17 protein-coding genes and 1 tRNA gene are annotated in these 20,876 nt (G+C 67.5%); 8 read left to right on the top strand and 10 right to left on the bottom strand.

Annotation, left to right across the window (positions count from 1 at the left end; translation table 11 throughout):
• Position 1: 1 nt before the first annotated feature.
• Positions 2–586: an NADPH-dependent FMN reductase gene (locus HUU99_RS11715; RefSeq protein WP_174286767.1), complete on the bottom strand. Its 585-nt coding sequence runs from the start codon at positions 584–586 to the stop codon at positions 2–4.
• Between the two features lie 130 nt (positions 587–716).
• Here HUU99_RS11715 and HUU99_RS11720 point away from each other — a divergent pair, with 130 nt between their 5' ends.
• The 4 genes from HUU99_RS11720 (at position 717) to HUU99_RS11735 (ending at position 6,276) form a co-directional block, all read left to right on the top strand.
• A complete protein-coding gene (locus HUU99_RS11720) occupies positions 717–1,775 on the top strand; it encodes a YeiH family protein (protein WP_254603144.1) in 1,059 nt (352 codons plus the stop codon).
• Positions 1,776–2,001: 226 nt separating this feature from the next.
• Positions 2,002–4,158: a transglycosylase domain-containing protein gene (locus HUU99_RS11725; RefSeq protein WP_174286768.1), complete on the top strand. Its 2,157-nt coding sequence runs from the start codon at positions 2,002–2,004 to the stop codon at positions 4,156–4,158.
• 199 nt (positions 4,159–4,357) lie between these two features.
• A complete protein-coding gene (locus tag HUU99_RS11730; RefSeq protein WP_174286769.1) occupies positions 4,358–5,359 on the top strand; it encodes a threonine aldolase family protein in 1,002 nt (333 codons plus the stop codon).
• A complete protein-coding gene (locus HUU99_RS11735) occupies positions 5,356–6,276 on the top strand; it encodes a DMT family transporter (RefSeq protein ID WP_174286770.1) in 921 nt (306 codons plus the stop codon). The genes HUU99_RS11730 and HUU99_RS11735 overlap by 4 nt, the downstream gene beginning before the upstream one ends.
• On the opposite strand, the gene HUU99_RS11740 is transcribed toward HUU99_RS11735, so the two are convergent.
• Positions 6,186–7,013, bottom strand: coding sequence for an NAD(P)-dependent oxidoreductase (locus HUU99_RS11740; protein ID WP_174286771.1), 828 nt, complete (start codon positions 7,011–7,013; stop codon positions 6,186–6,188). The two genes, HUU99_RS11735 and HUU99_RS11740, sit on opposite strands and share 91 nt — an antisense overlap.
• A 236-nt stretch (positions 7,014–7,249) precedes the next feature.
• Between HUU99_RS11740 and pepN the strand changes: the two genes are divergently transcribed.
• Positions 7,250–9,853 carry an aminopeptidase N gene (gene pepN, locus HUU99_RS11745; protein ID WP_174286772.1) on the top strand — a complete coding sequence of 868 codons (2,604 nt, stop codon included), beginning with the start codon at positions 7,250–7,252 and terminating at the stop codon, positions 9,851–9,853.
• On the opposite strand, the gene HUU99_RS11750 is transcribed toward pepN, so the two are convergent.
• Positions 9,850–10,596: a DUF72 domain-containing protein gene (locus tag HUU99_RS11750; protein WP_368039957.1), complete on the bottom strand. Its 747-nt coding sequence runs from the start codon at positions 10,594–10,596 to the stop codon at positions 9,850–9,852. The genes pepN and HUU99_RS11750 overlap by 4 nt on opposite strands.
• Positions 10,597–10,653: 57 nt before the next feature.
• Complete coding sequence (locus HUU99_RS11755) at positions 10,654–11,325, bottom strand: glutathione S-transferase family protein (protein WP_174286773.1); 672 nt, start codon at positions 11,323–11,325, stop codon at positions 10,654–10,656.
• A gap of 41 nt (positions 11,326–11,366) precedes the next feature.
• Here HUU99_RS11755 and HUU99_RS11760 point away from each other — a divergent pair, with 41 nt between their 5' ends.
• Both HUU99_RS11760 and HUU99_RS11765 read left to right on the top strand, forming a co-directional pair.
• Positions 11,367–11,549, top strand: a complete 183-nt coding sequence (locus tag HUU99_RS11760; RefSeq protein WP_174286774.1) for a hypothetical protein — start codon at positions 11,367–11,369, stop codon at positions 11,547–11,549.
• A gap of 22 nt (positions 11,550–11,571) precedes the next feature.
• Positions 11,572–12,039, top strand: coding sequence for an AAA family ATPase (locus tag HUU99_RS11765; protein WP_174286775.1), 468 nt, complete (start codon positions 11,572–11,574; stop codon positions 12,037–12,039).
• A gap of 14 nt (positions 12,040–12,053) precedes the next feature.
• Here the strand turns inward: HUU99_RS11765 and gltB are convergent, their stop codons facing one another.
• The 6 genes from gltB to HUU99_RS11795 form a co-directional block, all read right to left on the bottom strand.
• A complete protein-coding gene (gltB, locus tag HUU99_RS11770) occupies positions 12,054–16,559 on the bottom strand; it encodes a glutamate synthase large subunit (protein ID WP_174286776.1) in 4,506 nt (1,501 codons plus the stop codon).
• Positions 16,556–17,035 (bottom strand): hypothetical protein, encoded by a 480-nt coding sequence (locus HUU99_RS11775; protein WP_174286777.1) that lies wholly within the window; start codon positions 17,033–17,035, stop codon positions 16,556–16,558. The genes gltB and HUU99_RS11775 overlap by 4 nt, the downstream gene beginning before the upstream one ends.
• Complete coding sequence (locus tag HUU99_RS11780; RefSeq protein WP_174286785.1) at positions 17,032–17,328, bottom strand: nucleotidyltransferase domain-containing protein; 297 nt, start codon at positions 17,326–17,328, stop codon at positions 17,032–17,034. The genes HUU99_RS11775 and HUU99_RS11780 overlap by 4 nt, the downstream gene beginning before the upstream one ends.
• Positions 17,325–18,755: an NAD(P)-dependent oxidoreductase gene (locus HUU99_RS11785; RefSeq protein ID WP_174286778.1), complete on the bottom strand. Its 1,431-nt coding sequence runs from the start codon at positions 18,753–18,755 to the stop codon at positions 17,325–17,327. Before HUU99_RS11785 ends, HUU99_RS11780 begins: the two co-directional genes overlap by 4 nt.
• A gap of 132 nt (positions 18,756–18,887) precedes the next feature.
• Complete coding sequence (locus HUU99_RS11790) at positions 18,888–19,697, bottom strand: undecaprenyl-diphosphate phosphatase (protein ID WP_174286779.1); 810 nt, start codon at positions 19,695–19,697, stop codon at positions 18,888–18,890.
• 27 nt (positions 19,698–19,724) lie between these two features.
• The gene (locus HUU99_RS11795) at positions 19,725–20,678 is read right to left on the bottom strand and encodes an NAD-dependent epimerase/dehydratase family protein (RefSeq protein WP_174286780.1); all 954 of its coding nucleotides are present in this window, start codon (positions 20,676–20,678) and stop codon (positions 19,725–19,727) included.
• A 111-nt stretch (positions 20,679–20,789) separates the two neighbouring features.
• Here HUU99_RS11795 and HUU99_RS11800 point away from each other — a divergent pair.
• Positions 20,790–20,876: transfer RNA gene (locus tag HUU99_RS11800), tRNA-Leu, on the top strand.

The following is a 20,876-nucleotide window of genomic DNA, read 5'->3' on the forward strand; positions in this document are numbered from 1 at the left end:
CCTACACCCCCGCCGCCAGCGGCGCGAAGCGTGCGACCTGGCGACCGATCAGCCGCAATTGTTCGACGACCGCGGGATCGCTCGCGCCGCCTTCGTCGTCGAACTTCGTGATCGCGGAATTGATCGCCGCGGCGAACGGCGTCGGCCAGCCGCGCAGCGCATGGACGATCGACCGGAGCGCCGCGATCGTCGATCCCGTCGCCTGCCAGCCATATGCCGTGGCGATCAGCCCGACGGGCATATCCGCCAGATAGGGTCGCGTTTCGTCGCGTGCGGTCTCCTCAAGCAGGTCGAGCGCGTTCTTCACCACGCCCGAGATGCTGCCATGATAGCCCGGCGACGCGATGATCAGCGCGGAGGCCTGGCGCACCGTCTCGACGAATTCCTGCTCCTCCGGGGTACGGCTCGACGCCTTGGGGTCGTAGAGCGGCAGCTTGGCCATGTCCGCGCCGCCGAACATGCGCGTGCGGAATCCCTGTTGGCATGCCGCATCGAGCGCGATCCGCAGCGCACGCTCGGTCGAGGAGACGCCGCCGATCGTTCCGCCGATGCCGACGACGAGCGGTTGGGTCGGGTCAGTGATCATTTCGTGCTTCCTTTCCTCGCGGCATGCTCTTCCCACGGGCCGCGGCGATAGCGGTATCGCCGGACCGTCACGGTCCACCGTCGCACCCTTGGGGGGTTCAGCTATCGTCCTTAGGACGATAGGAGGGTCGATGGCCATCACCCACCGCCCGATCGCGCAGCGCGCGCTGCCGATGGCCGCCGACCTGTACGGCGATATCGAGCCTTCGCCGAAGACGACATGGCGCGGGTATCTGCCGGGGCTGTCGATCGTGCTGCTGGGAACGCTGGCGGCGGGGTTCATCTCGGATCATTACGGCGCGCCGCTGACGCTGATGGCATTGCTGATCGGGCTGTCGCTCAATTTCTTGTCGGCGGACGTGCGGCTGACCCCCGGGCTGGCGTTCGCGTCGCGCTCGCTGCTGCGCTGGGGGATCGTGCTCGTGGGGGTGCGGATCACCGTCTGGCAGATCTACGCGCTCGGGCCGGTCGCGCTGCTCGCGGTCGTCGGGATCGTCGTCTGCACGATGGGCGCGGGCGTGCTGATCGGGCGGCGCATGGGCTTCGATGCGGCGTTCGGGACGCTCGCGGGCGGCGCGGTCGCGATCTGCGGCGCGTCCGCGGCTATGGCGCTGGCGACGACGCTCGGCGAACGGCGCGCGAGCCAGGCGCAGCTGACATTGGTGCTGGTCGGCATATCGGCGATGAGCGCGACCGCGATGGTGCTCTACCCGCTCGTCGCGCACGCGTTCGGCCTGTCCGACCTGAAGGCGGGGTTCCTGCTCGGCGCATCGATCCACGACGTCGCGCAGGCGCTGGGTGCCGGCTATTCCTATTCGAAGAATGCCGGCGAGATCGCCGCGATCGTAAAGCTGACCCGCGTCGCCCTGCTGGCACCTGCGCTGGCGGTGGTCGCCGTGTTTCTGCCGCGTGGAAGCGGGGATGCGAAGAGGCCTGGCATCCCCTGGTTCGTCGTCGGCTTCTTCGTGCTGGCGGGGGTCAATTCGTTCGGGATCATTCCGGCGATCGTCGCGAGCGGGGCGGAGCGGGCGGCGACCGGGTTGCTCGCTGCCGCGGTGACGGCGACCGCGGTCCGCTCGCCCTTGTCGCAATTGCTGGAGGCGGGGCCGCGGCCGCTGCTGGTGATCCTCGCGGCGACGCTGGTCGCGTTCGCGCTGGCGCTGCTGGCGGCGGTGTATCTGGTGGGATGAGGTGGGGCCGGTCGAACGCGAAAAGCCCCTCCCCAACCCAAATTTCGCCTCCCCGGCGAAGGCCGGGGCCCAGTTGCCGAGGTTCACGTAAGGAAGGGCATCGCGCCGTCGCCATCGTCTCGCACCTGGGCCCCGGCCTTCGCCGGGGTGGCAATTACAGGAGTCCGGCCTATCCCTATGCTCCGCGCCCGCTTGCAGCGACTGTCGTAGCAGGATAATACAGCGCATGGCCGACCGCGACCACGACCTGCTGCGTCCTCGGCCGACCGGTGCTCAGCCCGGTTACACTCCGATACCGCCCCCCCGGGTCGCCCCCGACGGCGAACGTACTACGATCCCGCTGCACGACCGGTTCCAGGACTGGGACGCGCAACTGGCGGGGTTCGGCCCCGTTGAACCCCCGCCGCCGCCGCGTCGCCGCACCGGTCGCTGGCGCTGGTTCCTGCGCGGGCTGGCGGCGTTGCTGGTTCTGCTGATCGTCGCGATCGGCTGGCTGGCGATCACCGCGCCCCTGTCCAAATCGCTCGAGCCGCCGACCCCGCCCTCGATCACGCTGACCGCGGCCGACGGCACGCCGATCGCGCGGCGCGGCGCGCTGCTGGGGCCGGCGGTCGATGCGAAGGACCTGCCGCCGCACGTGGTGCAGGCGTTCCTCGCGATCGAGGACCGGCGTTTCTATTCGCATTGGGGTATCGATCCGCACGGCGTCGCGCGCGCGGCGTGGCACAATCTGCGCGGCGGCGGCGTGCGCGAGGGCGGCAGCACGATCACGCAGCAGCTGGCGAAGAACGCGTTCCTCGATTCGGATCGCACCGCGGGGCGAAAAATCCGCGAGGCGATGATCGCGCTGTGGCTCGAGGCGTGGCTGACCAAGGATCAGATCCTGTCGCGCTACCTCTCGAACGTGTATTTCGGCGACAATGTCTATGGCCTGTCCGCCGCCGCGAAGCATTATTTCGGGCGCAAGCCGGCCGATCTGAGCATCGGCCAGGCGGCGATGCTGGCCGGGCTGGTCAAGGCCCCGTCGAAGCTCGCGCCCACGGGCAATCTCGACGGGGCGCAGGCGCGCGAGATGGTAGTCGTGAACGCGATGGTCGCCGCGCATTTCCTGACCAGGGACGAGGCGGACGACGTCCGCCCGCAGAACGTGCTGGCGAACGAGCCGGAGCAGCTTCCCTCGGGCACCTATTTCGCCGACTGGGTCATGCCCGAGGCGCGCGACGAGGCGGGGGAGATCAAGACCAAGGCCACCGTCGCGACGACGCTCGACCCCAGGCTGCAACGGATGGCGGAGCATGCGGTCCGTAACGCCGGGCTGCGCCAGGCGCAGATCGCTTTGGTCGCGATGCGCCCCGACGGCCGCGTCGTCGCGATGGTCGGCGGCAAGGATTACGGCAAAAGCCCCTTCAACCGCGCGACCCAGGCCAGGCGGCAACCGGGATCGACCTTCAAGCTGTTCGTCTACCTCGCCGCGATGCGCGCCGGGATGACGCCCGATTCGACGGTTCTCGATAAGCCGGTCACGATGGGCGACTGGAAACCGCACAATGCGGACGGCCGCTACGCGGGCGAGATCACGCTGCGCCAGGCGTTCGCGCGCTCCTCCAACGTCGCCGCGGCGCGGCTGACGCAGAAGGTCGGGGTGAAGGCGGTCATCCAGGCGGCGCGCGATCTCGGCATCTCGACCCCAATCCCCAACGAAGCGACGATCGGGCTCGGCAGTTCGAGCGTCTCGCTACTGGAACTGACCGCCGCCTTCGCCGCGGTGGCGGACGATCGCTATCCGGTGCAGGCGCGCGGGCTTCAGGACGAACGCCAGAAGAGCTGGTATCAATCGCTGACCGGCGGCGCGACGACGATGCCGGCGAATATCCATAGCGAGATGCTCGATCTTCTCGGCGCGTCGATCCGCACCGGCACCGGGCGACAGGCGAACCTGCCGATCGACGCGTTCGGCAAGACGGGGACGACGTCGGACAGCAAGGACGCGCTGTTCGTCGGCTTCGCGAAGGACCTGGTCGTCGGCGTGTGGGTCGGCAACGACGACAATACGCCCAATCCCGGGCTGTCGGGGGGTGGTATCCCGGCGCGGGTGTGGCGCGCGTTCATGACCGATGCGCTGGGGCTGCGTCCGGTCGTCGCGCCGGTGGACGACGCGGTCGATCCCGACGCGATCCCGCCGGACGATGTCGGCAATCTGATCGAGGGGACAATCGGCGGCGCGGTCGACGATGTCGTCCAGCGCGCGACGGAAAAGGTGCGCGGGCTCGATCTGCGCATGGGCAATGACGGATCGATCACGCTGCGCGGGGGCCGCGATCGGCCTGCGCCGACGCCGGTGCCCGCGCCGACGGGGGACCAACGGGGGCGGACGGAGGAGTAGCGACACGCGGCTTGGATCATCCTCCGGCGAAGGCCGGGGCCCAGATGCAAAGGCCGCTGTAACGAAGGGCACCCCAGCCGTTACGAACGTCCGGCAACTGGGTCCGGGCCTTCGCCGGGGAGGGGCAATTCTTCCCCCAGGCCAACGCAATCGAGCTCAGCCGATTGACCTCCTGTCCCCATCCCATAAAGCGCGTGCCATGCGCTTCTTCTCCGACAACGCCGCCGCGGCGCACCCACAGGTCCTCGCCGCGCTGGCCAGCGCCAACACGCTCGATACCGCCTATGACGGCGATCGCTGGAGCAAGAGCCTGGATGCGCGGTTTGGGGATTTGTTCGAAACCGAGGTCCGCGTATTGTGGGTGCCGACGGGCACCGCGGCGAACTGCCTCGCGCTCGCCGCGCTTTGCCCGCCTTATGGCGGTGTCGTCTGCCACCGCGACGCGCATATCCAGAACGACGAGGGCGGCGCGCCCGAATTCTACACGCACGGCGCCAAGCTGCTGCTCGCTGACGGTCCCGCGGCAAAGCTCGACCCCGCCGCCATCGAGGCGGTGGTCGACGCCATCGCGAACGATGTCCACCGCGTCCAGCCGCATGCGATCTCGATCACCAATGCGACCGAATATGGTGCTGTCTACACCCCCGATCAGGTCGCGGCGATCGGTGCGCTGGCGAAGGCGCGCGGGCTCGGCTTCCATATGGACGGCGCGCGCTTCGCCAACGCCGTGGTCGCGACGGGCGCGTCGGTCGCCGACCTGACATGGCGTGCCGGGGTCGATGCGCTGTCGTTCGGCTTCGTGAAGAATGGCGGGATGGATGCGGAGGCGCTCGTGTTCTTCCGCCGCGACCTTGCCGACGCGACGCTTCGCCGGCGCAAGCGGGCGGGGCTGCTGCTGTCCAAGGGCCGGTATCTGGCGGCGCAACTGCTTGCGATGCTGGACGGCGATGTATGGCTGGATTGCGCGCGATCGGCGAATGAAGGCGCGGCGGTGCTGGCGGCGGCGGCGGGCGAACGGCTGGTCCACCCGGTCGAAGCGAACGAAGTGTTCCTGCGGGTCACTTCGGACGAAGCGGCGGCCTTGCGCGCGCAAGGCTTCGATTTCTACGACTGGGCACCGGGCGAGGCGCGGCTCGTCACCGCCTGGGATAGCGACCGCACCGCGATCGACACGCTGGCCGCGGCGATCCGCGCGCTGTGACCGGCGGGACCCTGGCCCCGCAATCGACGCGGGTCGCCATATTGGTCCCCTTCGCGATCGTGACGTTGATCTGGGGATCGACCTGGCTGGTGATCCGCGACCAGCTGGGCACGGTACCGCCGAGCTGGTCGGTCAGCTACCGCTTCCTCGTCGCGGGCATCGCGATGACGATCTATGCCGCGGCGCGAGGTGAATCCCTTCGGCTACCGCCGCGCGGCTGGCTGTTCGCCGCGGCGATCGGGCTCAGCCAATTCTGTCTGAACTTCAATTTCGTCTACCGGGCGGAGGCGCATATCACCTCCGGGCTGGTCGCGGTGGTCTTCGCGCTGCTGCTCGTGCCGAATGCGGTGCTGGCATGGCTGTTCCTAGGCCAGCGGATGGGGCGGCAACTGGTCGTCGGATCGCTGATCGCGATGGCGGGGGTCGCGTTGCTGTTCCTGCACGAGGCGCGAAGCGGCGCACGCGGGCCGCACGAGACGCTTGTCGGGATCGGCATCACCCTGCTCGCCACGCTGTCCGCCTCCGCCGCGAACGTGCTGCAGGCGACGGGTACGGCCAAACGCTATCCGATGATGCCGACGCTCGCGCTGGCGATGCTGATGGGCGCGGCGATGGATGCGGTCGTCGCTCTGCTGTTGACCGGCACCCCCGTGATGGAATGGCGGATCGGCTATGTCGCGGGGATCGTGTATCTCGGGCTGTTCGGTTCGGCGATCGCGTTCCCGTTGTATTTCGGGGTGTTGCGCGTGATCGGGCCGGCCAAGGCGGCCTATGCCAGCGTCATCGTCCCCGTGATCGCGATGCTGTTGTCGACCTTGTTCGAGGGCTATCGCTGGTCGCTGCTGGCCGCCGCCGGTGGCGTGTTGACCGCAATCGGGCTGGTGATCGCGCTGAGGGCGCGAAGGCCCCCGCGGTAATCGGGATATCGGGGAGTCCAGTCGAGGACGCGCTTCGCCCGCCCGTTCGCGACGCGCCGGTTCTCCGCATAGAAACCGCGCGCCATCGGCGACAGCGTGGCGAGATCGACGAACGGCACCGGCGGTAGGCCGAGCAGCGAAGCGGCGAAGTCGATCACGTCGTTCTGGCTGGCAGGTCGATCGTCGGAAAGGTTGTACGCCCCCGCCGGCGCATCGAACCCCGCGACTACCCCCGCGACGATGTCGTCGACATGCACCCGGCTGAAGATCTGATGCGCAAGATCGACCCGGTGCGCCCGCCCGCTCGCGACCCGATCGAGTGCGGAGCGGCCGGGGCCGTAGATTCCCGGCAACCGGAACACCCGCGCCCCGCCCGCCAGCCATGCCGCATCCGCCGCCGCCCGCGCGCTTCGCCGCCCGCCGCCGATCGGTGCGGTCTCGTCCACCCACGCGCCACCGGTATCGCCATAGACGCCGGTTGAGGACAGATAGCCGAGCCAGCGTCCGCCGAGCGCGTTGCCGTAGTGCGCGAGAACGGGGTCGACCTCGCCCTTCGGCGGCACAGACGACAGGACGTGCGTCGTCGCCGCCAGCGCACGGCCAACCGCGGCGGTATCGGCGAAGGCGATCGTCCCGTCCCGCCCGTCGCGCGTCGTCCCGACGATCCGCCAGTCGGATAGCACCGCGGCGATGGCGCGCGCGGTATAGCCCATGCCGAAGATCAGGAGACTGCGCATGCGGCGTCCCTATCGCATGATCGCGCCGATGCCCAAGTCTGCCCCACCCGGCGAAGGCCGGGGCCCGGTAGCGACGGTTCCCATGGCGGCGTGCGTCGTGCCGCCACGATCGTCTGGCAACTGGGCCCCGGCCTTCGCCGGGATGGGTCTTGGATGGGTAGGGTTAGAATCAAGCCGAGCGGAATACGCCCTTAGCCGGGGGTAGCGATACCCTGTCTACCGGCTATATCGGGGCCATGCTCGACATCCAGCACAGCGTCGCCCAATCCCCCGCTCACGGGCCCGCCGTCACCCGGCGATCCGACTACCGCCCGCCCGCCTGGCTCGTGCCGCAGATCGCGCTCGATTTCGCTCTCGCCGCTGCCGCCACGCGGGTAAAGGCAGCACTGAGCGTGACCCGCAACGGCAAGCACGCCGATCCGCTGCGGCTCGACGGCGCGGGACAGCAGCTGATCGCGGTGCGCGTCGATGGGGTGACGATCGACGACTGGCGGATCGAGGGCGAGCAGTTGGTGGTTCCGCTGCCCGGCGATGCGCATGTCGTCGAGACCGAGGTGGAGATCGCGCCCGATCGCAACACGCAGCTGATGGGCCTCTACGCCTCGGGCGGAAACCTGTGCACGCAGTGCGAGGCGGAGGGGTTCCGGCGGATCACCTTCTTTCCCGATCGCCCCGATGTGCTCTCCGAATACCGCGTGCGGATGACCGCGGATGCGGCGCGCTACCCGGTCCTGCTGGCGAACGGCGATCCGGTCGCGAGCGGCACGTCGGACGATGGGCGGCATTGGACCGAATGGCACGACCCCTTCCCCAAGCCCTCCTACCTGTTCGCGCTGGTGGCGGGCGACCTGGCCGAGAACCGCGGCAGCTTCACGACGCGGTCGGGGCGCACGGTGCGGCTCGGCATCTGGGTGCGCGCCGCCGACTTGCTCAAGACCGACCACGCGCTCGCCTCGCTCAAGACCGCGATGGCGTGGGACGAGCAGGTCTATGGCCGCGAATATGACCTCGACGTGTTCAACATCGTCGCGGTCGACGATTTCAACTTCGGCGCGATGGAAAACAAGGGGCTGAACATCTTCAACAGCCGCTACATCCTCGCGGACCCCGATACCGCGACCGACTATGATTACGACGCGATCGCCGCCGTCGTCGCGCATGAATATTTCCACAATTGGTCGGGCAACCGCGTCACCTGCCGCGACTGGTTCCAGCTATCGTTGAAGGAAGGCTTCACCGTCTTTCGCGACCAGGGTTTTTCCGCCGACCAGGGCTCGGCCGCGGTCAAGCGGATCGAGGATGTGCGGAGCCTGCGCGCCGCGCAATTCCCCGAGGATGCCGGCCCGCTCGCACACCCGGTGCGCCCCGACAGCTATCAGGAGATCAGCAACTTCTACACCGCCACCATCTACAACAAGGGTGCGGAGCTGATCCGGATGATGGCGACGATGCTCGGCCCGGTCGCGTTCCGAAAGGCGTGCGACCTGTATTTCGATCGCTTCGACGGGACGGCCGCGACATGCGAGGATTATGTCGCGTGCATGGAGCAATCGAGCGGCATCGACCTGTCGCAGTTCCGCCTTTGGTATTCGCAGGCAGGCACGCCGCGCGTCTCCGCGTCGCTGGCGGTCGAGGCCGGCCGGGCGACGCTGCATCTGGCGCAGCGCGTTCCGCCGACCCCGGGGCAGACGGACAAGGTGCCGATGCCGCTGCCCCTGCGGGTCAAGCTGTTCGGGGCGGGCAGCGGCGCGCCGTTGATCGACGAGCGGCTGGTGATTCTCGACACGGCCGAGGCGACGATGGCGTTCGATGGGCTGGCCGAGCGCCCCGTCCTGTCGATCAACCGCGGTTTTTCCGCACCCGTCATCGTCGAAAGCGACCGCAGCGCCGCCGACCTCGCCTTCCTCAGCGCGCATGACGACGATCCGTTCGCGCGGTACGAGGCGATGCAGCAGCTGATGCTCGACACGCTGGTCGCCGGCGCGTCGAACGGCACGGCGGATCATGGCCGCGTCATCGACGCGGTCCGCCATACGCTGGACGATGCCGATCTCGACCCGGCGTTCCTCGCCGAAGTCGTGCTGCTGCCGTCGGAGAATTTCATCGGCGACCAGCTGACGGTGGTCGATCCCGAGGCGATCCACGCCGCGCGCGAGGGGCTGCGTCGCGAGATCGGCCATGCGCTGGCGGCGCAGTGGCGACAATTGCACCATGTCACGCAACAGGCGGCGTATGCATATACGCCGGAGGCGAAGGGCAAGCGCCGGCTGCGATCGGTCGCGCTCGGCTATCTGGCGGCGAACGGCGCGCGAGCGATCGGCACGCTCGCCTTCCGTCAATTCGAAGCCGCCGACAACATGACCGATCGCCAGGGGGCGCTGACGATTCTCGCGGGGGGCGATTTCGCCGAGCGCGAGGCGGCGCTGGACATCTTCTATAACCGGCATTCGGACAACCCGCTGGTGCTCGACAAATGGTTCCAGACCCAGGCGCTGTCGTCACGCACCGACACGCCGCAGATGGTGGCGGACCTGGCGCGCCATCCCGATTTCTCGCTGGCCAATCCCAACCGCGTGCGGTCGCTGATCGGCGCATTCTCGGCCAACCAGCGTGCGTTTCATGCCGCGGGCGGTTGGGGCTACGTGTTCCTGGCGGATCAGCTGATCGCGCTCGACACGCTCAATCCGCAGACCGCGGCGAAACTCCTCCCGCCGCTTGCGCGCTGGCGTCGGTTCGACGGCACACGTGCGCAGGCGATGCGCGGCGCGCTGGAACGGATCGTGCGCGTGCCGGGGGTATCGAAGGATCTGTTCGAGCAGGCGTCGAAAAGCCTGGCCTAACCGGCCAGCCGGGCCATCAGCGTCAGCGCGTTCGCGGGCGCAGCCCCGGCGGCGGTGTTGTCGTAGATCGTCCAGCTTTCGCCGCACCGCGCGGCATCGGCGTGGCGGTCGATCACGGCATCGTCATAGGCCGACCGATAGACCTGCGGCGCACCGTGCCACCGCATATAGCGCAGGCCGGACCAGCCGCCCGGTCGGTCGGCCCCCGCCACACGCGCGGGATCGGCGGCGACGCGTGCGATATGGTGTGCCGTCAGCAGCGCGTCGGCCGCGGCCTCGAACCAGCTCGGATGGCGCGGCTCGCAGACGATCGGGCCGGCAAGCGACCCGGCGAGATCGTCGAAGAAGCGAGCGGCGACGGATGGGTCGAAAGCCAGACTCGGTGGCAACTGTACCAGGGTCGGTCCGCGCCGCTCGCCGAGCCCGCCTGCCTCGTCTGCGAAGCGCGCGAGCAGGTCGGGGCAATCGACCAACCGCCGCTCGTGCGTTATCGCCTTCGGGACCTTGACCGCGAAGCGAAATCCGGCGGGAACGCTCGCGGCCCAGCGTTCATACGTCGTTCGGCGATGCGGCCGGTGGAAGCTGCTGTTGATCTCGACGCAATCGAACACCCGGGCATAGCGTTCGAGATGCGTGCCATCGTCGGCGAAGCGATCCGCGAGCGCCGTCGGGATCGACCAGCCGGCGACGCCGACCCGCGCGCTCAGAACAGCCGCTTCCGGAAACGGTTCGGCCGCGACGATCGTGTCGACCGGATGTCGATGTTGAGGAAATCCTCGATCGACGCGCGATCGCCTGCGTCAGAAATCGACATTGTCGTAATGCGACGGCGGCCCGACCATCTCCATGCGTTCCGACAATAGCGGGCGGAAGCTCGGCCGGCTCTTCAGCCCGCGATACCAGCGCGCGGTCTGTTCGTGGCTCTTCCAATCGATCCCGCCCAGATAATCCGTCACCGAAATCTGCGCCGCCGCCGCGAGATCGGCGAGGCTGAGCGTCGCCCCGCCGAGCCAGTTGCGGTGATCGAGCAGATAATCGGTATAATCGAGATGCCGGATCGCCGCCTTCATCGCCTCGCGCAGCGCCTTGGCATCGGGGCTCGCCTGCTGCGACAGCCGCTTCTCCATGCGTTCGTGAAGCAACGGCCCGGTCACGTCGCGGTAGAATTGCGTGTCGAACCACGACACCAGCCGACGGATCTCCGCGCGGTTGATCGACGGGCCGTTGATCATCGCCGCCTTGTCGACCGTCTCCTCGAGATATTCGCAGATCGCCATCGAATCGATCAGCAGGATACCGCGAGACGCATCGGTCATCACCGGCGTCTGCCCGGTCGGGTTCATGTCGAGAAACTCGTCGCGCCGCAGCCACGGCGATTCGCGCACCAGTTCGTAGCCGACGCCCTTCTCCCCCAGCAGCAGGCGCACCTTGCGGCTGAACGGGCATAAGGGGAATTGGAAGAGTTGCCACATGCAAATCGTGGTAGGAGAGCACGCGACTGGAGGGAAGTGGCATGGACGACGATGAAGGCGTCAGGATCATCGACGGTGTGATTCACATCGACCACCCGGAAATCGAAGCTGACCTGCATTTGCTTGCGGAGCGGTGGCAAACGACGCCAGAAGACGCGCTCGGGATCACATTACGCCGCGCGCTGAAACGAGACGATTGGAAGCGACCCGAACCACCGCGGTGACGAGACCCTATCAGCATCGATCATGACACGCCGAATAAATCCCGATGACTTTTTGGAAACTGCGGGCGAGGGGCGGGTCTGGTCGCCGGAACGCGACGCGGCGGCGTGGGAATGTGCGTTCGCCGCTTTGGACTCGGCTCTGTCCGATGCGACCCTGCCCCTCAATCGGGTCGTTATTGTGTGTGGCCTCCAAGGTGCCGGAAAATCGACCTGGATCGATCGACAGCGTCCTGACCAAGGGGTCATCTATTTCGATGCTGCGCTACCAGGTATCCGACACCGCAAACCCATAATACAGATGGCGCAGCGCTACCACGTTCCCGTCGAAGCGATATGGATCCGCATCCCCTTGACGATCGCGCTGGAGCGAAATCGCCGCCGAGACCCGGATAAGATCGTACCCGAGGACAGCATATATTCGGTCGAGCGACAGTTTGAAGAACCTACGCTGGCGGAGGGATTGTCCCGTGTCTCAATGGTAGTGCCTTAACGCGCCTGCCAAGCCTACTCCGCCGCGACCAGTTCCACGGCATCGTCCAGCGGATTGGCCAGCCGCGTCAGCATCTCCTTCGGCACCACCTGCCAGAAATGAGCAGCGACGCGGTTCCAATCCTCCAGCAGGCCCTTCGACCATTTGCTGTCGGTCGCTGCGACATGGCGTTCGACGAGCGCGCGCAGCACGCCCTCCCAATGCGCTGATGCGAGCCGCTGCCAGACGATGCTGTCGCCGTTCGCGCGTCGGCCGAACGCATCGTCCGGATCGTAGACGAACGCCATCCCGCCGGTCATCCCCGCGCCGAAATTCGCACCCACCCCGCCGAGCACCACCGCGACGCCGCCGGTCATATATTCGCACCCGTTCGCGCCGCAGCCTTCGACGACGACCGTCGCACCCGAATTGCGCACCGCGAACCGCTCCCCCGCCTGCCCCGCCGCGAACAGGCTGCCCGAGGTCGCGCCGTACAGCACGGTGTTGCCGATGATCGTATTGTCCTGGCTGGCGAGCGGCGACGACACCGCCGGACGAACGACGATCCGTCCGCCGGACAGCCCCTTGCCGACATAGTCGTTGGCGTCGCCGAACACCTCGAGCGTGATCCCCTTGCACAGGAAGGCACCGAGCGATTGCCCGGCCGATCCGCGCAGGCGCACGGTCACGTGACCATCGGCCAGCGCCGACATGCCGAATTTGCGGGTGATCTCGCTCGACAATCGCGTGCCGACCGCGCGGTGGGTGTTGCGCACCGAATAGGTCAGCTGCATCTTCTCGCCGCGGCTGAACACCGCGGCGGCATCCTTGATGATCTGCGCGTCCAGGCTGTCGGGCACCGCGTTGCGGAAGGTCGACAGCGAGAAGCGCCGCTCGGCATCGGTCGCATCGACCTTGGCCAGGATCGGATTGAGGTCGAGATCGTCGAGATGTTCCGCACCGCGGCTGACCTGCCGGAGCAGTTCGGTGCGGCCGATGACCTCGTCCAGGCTTCGGAAACCGAGCCTTGCCAGGATATCGCGCACTTCCTCGGCGATGAAGGTCATCAGGTTGATGACCTTTTCCGGCGTGCCGACGAACTTGTCGCGCAACCGGGGGTCCTGCGTGCAGACGCCGACCGGGCAGGTGTTGCTGTGGCATTGCCGGACCATGATGCAGCCCATCGCGACGAGGCTGAGCGTGCCGATTCCGAACTCCTCGGCGCCGAGGATCGCCGCGATCACGATGTCGCGCCCGGTCTTCAGCCCCCCGTCCGCGCGCAACCGGATGCGCCCGCGGAGACCATTGAGCGTCAGCGTCTGGTTGACTTCGGACAGCCCCATTTCCCACGGCGTGCCGGCATATTTGATGCTGGTCTGCGGCGAGGCCCCCGTCCCGCCGACATGCCCCGCGACCAGGATCACATCGGCATGCGCCTTCGCGACGCCCGCCGCGACGGTGCCGATTCCCGCGGACGACACCAGCTTCACGCACACGCGCGCGACCGGATTGATCTGCTTCAGATCGTAGATCAGCTGCGCCAGATCCTCGATCGAATAAATGTCGTGGTGCGGCGGCGGGCTGATGAGCGTCACCCCCGGAGTCGCGTGGCGCAACTTCGCGATGAATTCGGTGACCTTGAAGCCGGGCAGCTGCCCGCCCTCGCCGGGTTTGGCACCCTGCGCGACCTTGATCTCGATCTCTTCGCAGGCGTTCAGATAGTCTGCGGTCACCCCGAAGCGCCCGCTGGCGATCTGCTTGACCCCCGAATTCGCGTTGTCGCCGTTCGCGTACGGCGTGTAGCGCTCGCGCGCCTCGCCGCCTTCGCCCGATACCGCCTTCGCGCCGATCCGGTTCATCGCGATCGCCAGCGTCTCGTGCGCCTCGGGCGACAACGCGCCAAGCGACATGCCCGGCGTCACGAAGCGCTTGCGGATTTCGGTGATCGCCTCGACCTGGTCGACCGCGACGCCTTCCGCCGGAAAGTTGAATTGCAGCAGATCGCGCAGATAGACCGGCGGCAGGTCGCTGACCCCGCGCGAGAATTGCAGATAGCTGGAATAGCTGTCGGTCGCGACCGCGGTCTGGAGCAGGTGCATCAGTTGTGCCGAATAGGCATGCGTCTCGCTGCCGCTACGCTGCCGGTAGAAGCCGCCGATCGGCAACGTGACGACACTTGCGTCGAACGCGAGATCGTGGCGCAGTATGGCGTTCAGATGGAGCGAGGCATAGCCCTCGCCGCTGATCTTCGCGGGCATCCCCGGGAACAGGTCGTTCACCAGCGCGCGACTTAGCCCCACCGCCTCGAAATTATACCCGCCGCGGTAGGACGAGATGACCGCGATACCCATTTTCGAGATGATCTTGAGCAGCCCCTCCTCGATCGCGGTGCGGTGGCGCGCCAGGCACTGGTCGAGCGACAGGTCGCCGAACAGCCCGCGCGCATGCCGATCGGCGATCGACGCTTCGGCGAGATACGCGTTCACCGTCGTCGCGCCGACGCCGATCAGCACCGCGTAATAATGCGTGTCGAGGCATTCCGCGCTGCGGATGTTGATCGATGCATAGGAGCGCAGCCCCTTGCGCACGAGATGCGTGTGCACCGCCGCCGCGGCGAGCACGCCGGCGATTGCGACCCGGTCCTCCGCTACGCGCTCGTCCGTCAGGAACAACTCGCTCTTGCCCTGGCGCACCGCCTGTTCGGCCTCGTTCCTGATCCGCTGGATCGCGGCGCGCAGCCGTTCGGGGCCGCCACCGGCATCGAAGGTACAATCGATTTCCGCCACCGCGGACCCGAAATGCACCTTCAACTGGTCCCACGCCGCGCAAGTCAGCACCGGGGAATCGAGCACCAGCACGCGCGTCCGCCGATCCTCGGTATCGAGAATGTTCGCCAAATTCCCGAACCGGGTCTTCAGCGACATAACGTGGCGCTCGCGCAGACTGTCGATCGGCGGGTTCGTCACCTGGCTGAAATTCTGGCGAAAGAACTGGCTTATGAGCCGAGGCTTGTCGCTGATGACCGCAAGCGGGGTGTCGTCGCCCATCGATCCGATCGCTTCCTTGCCGGCCTCGACCATCGGCGACAGGATCAGCTCCATATCCTCCAGCGTCTGCCCCGCCGCGACCTGACGCCGCGCCAGTTCGGCACGGTCGTAGCGCATGATCGCGTCGGACGCGGGCAAATCGTCGATCGTCACGAACGCGCCGGTGATCGCGACGTAATCCGCCTCACCCGCGATCCGGTCCTTCACCGCGCGGTCCTCCAGCACGACGCCCTCGTCGAGATCGACCGCGATCATCTGACCGGGCCCGAGCCGCCCCTTGGCGAGGATCGTGCTTTCGGGCACGACCACCATACCGCTTTCCGATCCGACGATCAGCAGTCCGTCGGACGTCCGCGTATACCGCAACGGCCGCAGCGCGTTGCGATCCATCCCGGCGACCGCCCAGCGGCCGTCGGTCATCGCCAGCGCGGCGGGGCCGTCCCATGGCTCCATGACGCTGGCGTAATAGCGATACATCGCCGCGTGCGCGTCGGGCGTGTCGCCGCGTTCGTCCAACGCCTCCGGGACCAGCATCAGCTTGGCGGTCGGCGCGTCGCGGCCCGACCGGCAGATCGCCTCGAACACCGCATCGAGCGCGGCGGTATCGGATGCGCCCGCGGGGATCACCGGCTTGATGTCTTCCGAATTCTCGCCGAACGCGAGCGACGCCATCCGGATCTCGTGGGACAGCATCCAGTTCTTGTTGCCGCGGATCGTGTTGATCTCGCCGTTGTGCGCCAGACAGCGGAACGGCTGCGCCAGCCACCATTGCGGAAAGGTGTTGGTCGAATAGCGCTGGTGGAAGATCGCGACCCGGCTCTCGAAGCGCTGGTCCTGCAGATCGGGATAGAACAGCGACAGCGATTCCGCGAGGAACAGCCCCTTGTAGACGATCGACCGCGTGCTGAGGCTGCAGATGTAGAAGCCCTGGATCTGCGCGGCGATCACGCGCTTCTCGATCCGGCGGCGGACGAGGTACAAATTCTTCTCGAACTCTTCCGCGGACGCCTCTTCGGGCAGCGGCCCGGCGATCATGATCTGCTCGATCTCCGGTCGCGTCGCCTGCGCCTTCAGCCCGATCACCGATACGTCGACCGGCACCTGCCGCCAGCCATAAATGGCATAGCCCGCCTCGATGATCGCCGATTCGACGATCGTACGGCAGCTTTCCTGCGCGCCCAGATCGGTGCGCGGCAGGAAGATCATCCCGACCGCCAGCCGGTTGGGCAGCACCTTGTGCCCCCCCGCCGCGATCGCGTCGTCGAAGAACCGGATCGGCAGGTCGACATGCAGCCCGGCGCCGTCCCCCGTCTTGCCGTCCGCATCGACCGCGCCGCGGTGCCACACCGCCTTCAGCGCATCGATCGCCGACTGTACGACGCGGCGCGACGCGGTGCCATCGGTCGCGGCGACGAGCCCGACCCCGCAAGCGTCGGACTCGAAATCGGGGCGGTACATGCCCTCCGCGGCCAGGCGGGCGCGTTGATCGATCATGTGCCGGGCTCCAACAGCCGTCGATCGGCGATGACCTGCGCGGCCCGTTCGGCGGCATCGAACAGAAAGGGAAACGCATCGTGCGCTGTCGCAAAACGGTCATAGCGATCCGACGAGCCGAGCGGATATTCATGCACCAGCTCGTTGCGCAGCTTCACGATGGCCACCCAACGCGTAGCATCGTCGAGAATCGCGAGCTCTGCCATCCGATTGCCGATATCCTGCGCGTACAACCCCTTCAGACGTACGCCGAGAAGGCGCAGCACAGCACGGAAAAGCCCTGACAACAGGCCTTCGAGTTGCTCGAACTGCTTCAGCATCGCGGTCGCCGCCATATTCTGGATCGGGGTCATCGCGGCGAAGGCCTCATCGTCGAGCGGCATTGCGCCGATCAGCGGCAGTGTCTGGCGGGCCGATGTGGTCACCGCGGCGATCGCCGCCAGTTGATCCGCCAACACGTCCTGCTCGGGCGTCACAGCACGATCCCGTCACGATAGGCGATGCGTTCGAAACCGCGCGGGGTCCCGCCACGCTTGCTGACGATCAGGTCCACCTTCTGCGGCTCGATGCGACGGAACAGCCGGTCCTCGAAGACGCCGCGCGCGTACCATTCATCGGCAGGCGAATCGATCTCGACGTGCAGGTCGATGTCCCCCCCGCGCTCCGCATCGTCGGTTCGGCTCCCGAACAGGCGTATGACCGCGCTGTCTCCGAAAGCCTCGCGCGCGGCGTACTTGATCGCCGCCACCTCTTCCGCCGTCAGCCTCACGCCGCCACCCGCTCGCTCGCCGCCTTCGTCTTCAGCCACGCGTGCATGCTCGCCGCGACGTCGCGGCCGTCGCGGATCGCCCATACCACCAGCGAGGCCCCGCGCACGATGTCGCCCGCCGCGAACACCCCGTCCAGGCTGGTCATCAGCGTCTTGCCGTCGACCAGCACGGTGCCCCAGCGGCTGACCCCCAACCCGCCAGCGCCGAACAGCGTCGGCAGGTCCTCGGCATCGAAGCCGAGCGCCTTGACGACCATGTCCGCCGGGATCGCGATATCGCCGCCCGGATCGACTTCGGGCGCGCGCCGTCCGCTCGCATCGAGTGCGCCGAGCCGCATCCGGCGGACCCGGACCTGCCGGCCTTCGATCGCCGCAGGCTGCGACAGCCAGACGAATTCGACGCCTTCCTCTTCCGCATTCGCGACTTCACGCTGCGATCCGGGCATGTTCGTACGATCGCGACGATACAGGCATTTGACCGATGCCGCGCCCTGCCGGATCGCGGTACGGACGCAGTCCATCGCGGTGTCGCCGCCACCGACGACGACGACATGCTTGCCCTCGGCGCTGAGCGTGCCGTCATCGAACAAAGGCACGTCGTCGCCGAACCCCTTGCGGTTGGATGCGGTCAGATAGTCGAGCGCGGCGACCACGCCGTCGGCGTCCGCGCCGGCCAGCTCGAGCGCGCGGGCGCGGTAGACCCCCGTCGCGATCAATACCGCGTCGTGGCGGCGGCGCAGATCGTCCAGGCTCGCATCCGCGCCTGCGGCAAAGCCCTGATGAAACACGATACCCGCCGCCGCCAACCGTTCGATCCGGCGCATCACGACTGGCTTTTCCAGCTTGAAGCCGGGGATGCCATAGGTCAGCAGCCCACCCGCCCGGTCGTGCCGGTCGTAGATATGCACGTCATACCCGTTGCCGCGCAGATATTCCGCCGCGGTCAGTCCGGCGGGTCCTGCACCGATCACCCCCACCGACTGGCCGCGCGCGCGCCCCGGGACAAGCGGTTCGACCCAGCCGTTTTCCCACGCGGTGTCGGTGATGAACTTTTCCACCGCGCCGATCGTCACCGCGCCGTGGCCCGAGAATTCGATGACGCAATTGCCCTCGCACAGCCGGTCCTGCGGACAGATGCGCCCGCAGATTTCGGGCATCGTCGAGGTCGCGTTGCTCAGCTCATACGCCTCGCGCAACCGACCCTCCGCGGTCAGGCGCAGCCAGTCGGGGATGTGATTGTGGAGCGGGCAATGCACCGAACAATACGGCACGCCGCATTGCGAACACCGCCCGGCCTGCTCCTCGGCGCCCGGCACCGGATAGCGATCGGCGATCTCGCGGAAATCCTCGGCGCGCAAGTCCGCCTCGCGCTTCACCGGATAGGTCTGCGCGCGGTCGACGAACTTCAGCATCGATTCGGTTGCCATCGGGCCCTCCGGGAATCGTCCTACCCTAGCGCGCCGAAAGAACAAGACAGGATTACTGACCCAATATATCCGTAGATCGGAAAACCCGCTACCGAGGTCCTGGTGCACCGTAATTATATGCCCGGTACGGCTCTATCGCAGCATCAGCCACGCAAACGCCGCGCCGCCCGCAACGATACGATACACTGCAAACGGTACGAACCCATGGTTCGTCACGACCCCGACGAACCACCGCACGACCAGCAACGCGACGACGAACGACACCAGCATTCCGATCGCGATCGCCGCCGGCCCGACCCCCGCGCCATTCGCCAGCTCATGCCGATTCTTGAACAATTCCAGCGCGCTCGCCCCGAGCATCGTCGGGATCGCGAGGAAGAAGCTGAACTCCGCCGCGGTTCGCCGCTCAACCCCGAGCGCCAGCGCGCCGAGGATCGTCGCGCCCGAACGGCTGACCCCGGGGATCATCGCTAGGCATTGCAGGAACCCGATACCGACCACGGTGCCGATCGGAATGGCGGCGACCCCCTCGATCCGCGCCCTGGGGGCCAGCCGCTCGACGAGGATGATCGCGAATCCGCCGACGATCAGCGCGATCGACACGACGAGCGCGTTGCCGAGCAGCGCCTCGACCTGCTTGTGCAGCGCCAGCCCGATCACCGCGGCGGGCAGGAACGCGACCAGGATGTTGCGCACGAAGCGGATCGATTGCGGCTCGCGCTTCGCCAGCCCCATCAGCACCGCCCAGAACGTCCGCCAGTACAGCACCACGATCGCGGCGATAGCGCCCAGCTGGATGACGACGTTGAATACCTTCCACTGCGCCTCGTCATAGCCGAGCAGCGCGCCCGCGAGGATCAGATGGCCGGTGGAAGATACGGGCAGGAATTCGGTGATCCCCTCGACGATGCCGAGGAGGAGGACGGTCGGCAGGTCGGTCACGGCATTCTCCAGGTGGAGCGGATCGGATCAGGCGATATCTTCGACGCGGCGTGCGAAGCGGCCCTGGCGGCGGTAGCGAACCAGCCAGTCCGGCGCGACCGCGGCGAGCGGGGTCGGAGTCAGACTCATCGCCGCCAGCCCGTCCTCCTGCCCCTGCCCGAGATCGCCGACGACATTGTCGTGCTGGAGCATCAGCCACTGGTCCCAGCTGATCGGTGCACCGGGCAGGAACCCGGCCCGTGCGATCATCGCGCCCGCCATGTCGGGGAGCGCCACGATCGCCGGGCTGCGGCCGATCGTGCGGGCGATATAGCGGATCAGCCCCTCCATCGTGATGATATCGGGGCCGCCAAGCGCCAGCGTCCGGCCGGCATAGATATCGGGCGTCGCGATCGCGGCAGCCACCGCGGCGGCGACGTCGGCGACATAGACCGGCTGGAATTTCGCCCCCGCACGCAGCACGGGCACCACCGGCGTCTTCGCGACCATGCCCGCGAAGCGGTTCACGAACTGGTCTTCGGGCCCGAACACCACCGATGGCCGCAGGATCGTCGCTGCAGGGAACGCCGCGCGGACCGCCGCCTCGCCCTCACCCTTCGACCGCCCATAAGCGGAGGTCGACGCCGGATCCGCCCCGATCGCGGAGACATGGACCAGCGTGGCGACACCGGCCTTTGCCGCCGCCTCGGCGACCGTCCGCGCGCCCGTGACATGCACACGCTGGAATGCGCCCTGCAGCACGCCGACCAGGTTCACCACCGCATCCGCCCCCTGGACGGCGCGCAGCACGGTGTCGGGGCGTCCGATGTCGGCGGCGACGAACTGCGTCTGCCCCAGCCCGCCTTGCGGCTTCAGGAACCAGGCCTGGCGCGGATCACGCTGCGCGATGCGGACGCGGTACCCCTTCGCCAACAGCGCCGGCACCGCATAGCGCCCGAGAAATCCGCCGCCGCCGAACAGCGTGACCAGCCGATCGTCCACGTAGCACCCTTTCGATCCGGGACCCCTGTCCCATTCGTCGCCCCCTTGCCCCAGCCGCCCCCCGGTTGACAAGGCTCCCACCCCTCCCCTAGACGCGCCGACCTACCCCGTGCCCAGATGGCGGAATTGGTAGACGCACCAGCTTCAGGTGCTGGCGATCGCAAGGTCGTGGAGGTTCGAGTCCTCTTCTGGGCACCA

This window comes from Sphingomonas bacterium, assembly GCF_903642285.1.
Classification (GTDB): Bacteria; Pseudomonadota; Alphaproteobacteria; order Sphingomonadales; family Sphingomonadaceae; genus Sphingomonas.

Coding starts and splice junctions, on each gene's coding strand:
- gltB (WP_174286776.1), bottom strand. CDS start 16,559: ATGATCGATCAACGCGCCCGCCTGGCCGCGGAGGGCATGTACCGCCCC.
- HUU99_RS11720 (WP_254603144.1), top strand. CDS start 717: ATGGCCATCACCCACCGCCCGATCGCGCAGCGCGCGCTGCCGATGGCC.
- HUU99_RS11730 (WP_174286769.1), top strand. CDS start 4,358: ATGCGCTTCTTCTCCGACAACGCCGCCGCGGCGCACCCACAGGTCCTC.
- HUU99_RS11715 (WP_174286767.1), bottom strand. CDS start 586: ATGATCACTGACCCGACCCAACCGCTCGTCGTCGGCATCGGCGGAACG.
- HUU99_RS11725 (WP_174286768.1), top strand. CDS start 2,002: ATGGCCGACCGCGACCACGACCTGCTGCGTCCTCGGCCGACCGGTGCT.
- HUU99_RS11765 (WP_174286775.1), top strand. CDS start 11,572: ATGACACGCCGAATAAATCCCGATGACTTTTTGGAAACTGCGGGCGAG.
- HUU99_RS11740 (WP_174286771.1), bottom strand. CDS start 7,013: ATGCGCAGTCTCCTGATCTTCGGCATGGGCTATACCGCGCGCGCCATC.
- HUU99_RS11755 (WP_174286773.1), bottom strand. CDS start 11,325: ATGTGGCAACTCTTCCAATTCCCCTTATGCCCGTTCAGCCGCAAGGTG.
- pepN (WP_174286772.1), top strand. CDS start 7,250: ATGCTCGACATCCAGCACAGCGTCGCCCAATCCCCCGCTCACGGGCCC.
- HUU99_RS11785 (WP_174286778.1), bottom strand. CDS start 18,755: ATGGCAACCGAATCGATGCTGAAGTTCGTCGACCGCGCGCAGACCTAT.
- HUU99_RS11760 (WP_174286774.1), top strand. CDS start 11,367: ATGGACGACGATGAAGGCGTCAGGATCATCGACGGTGTGATTCACATC.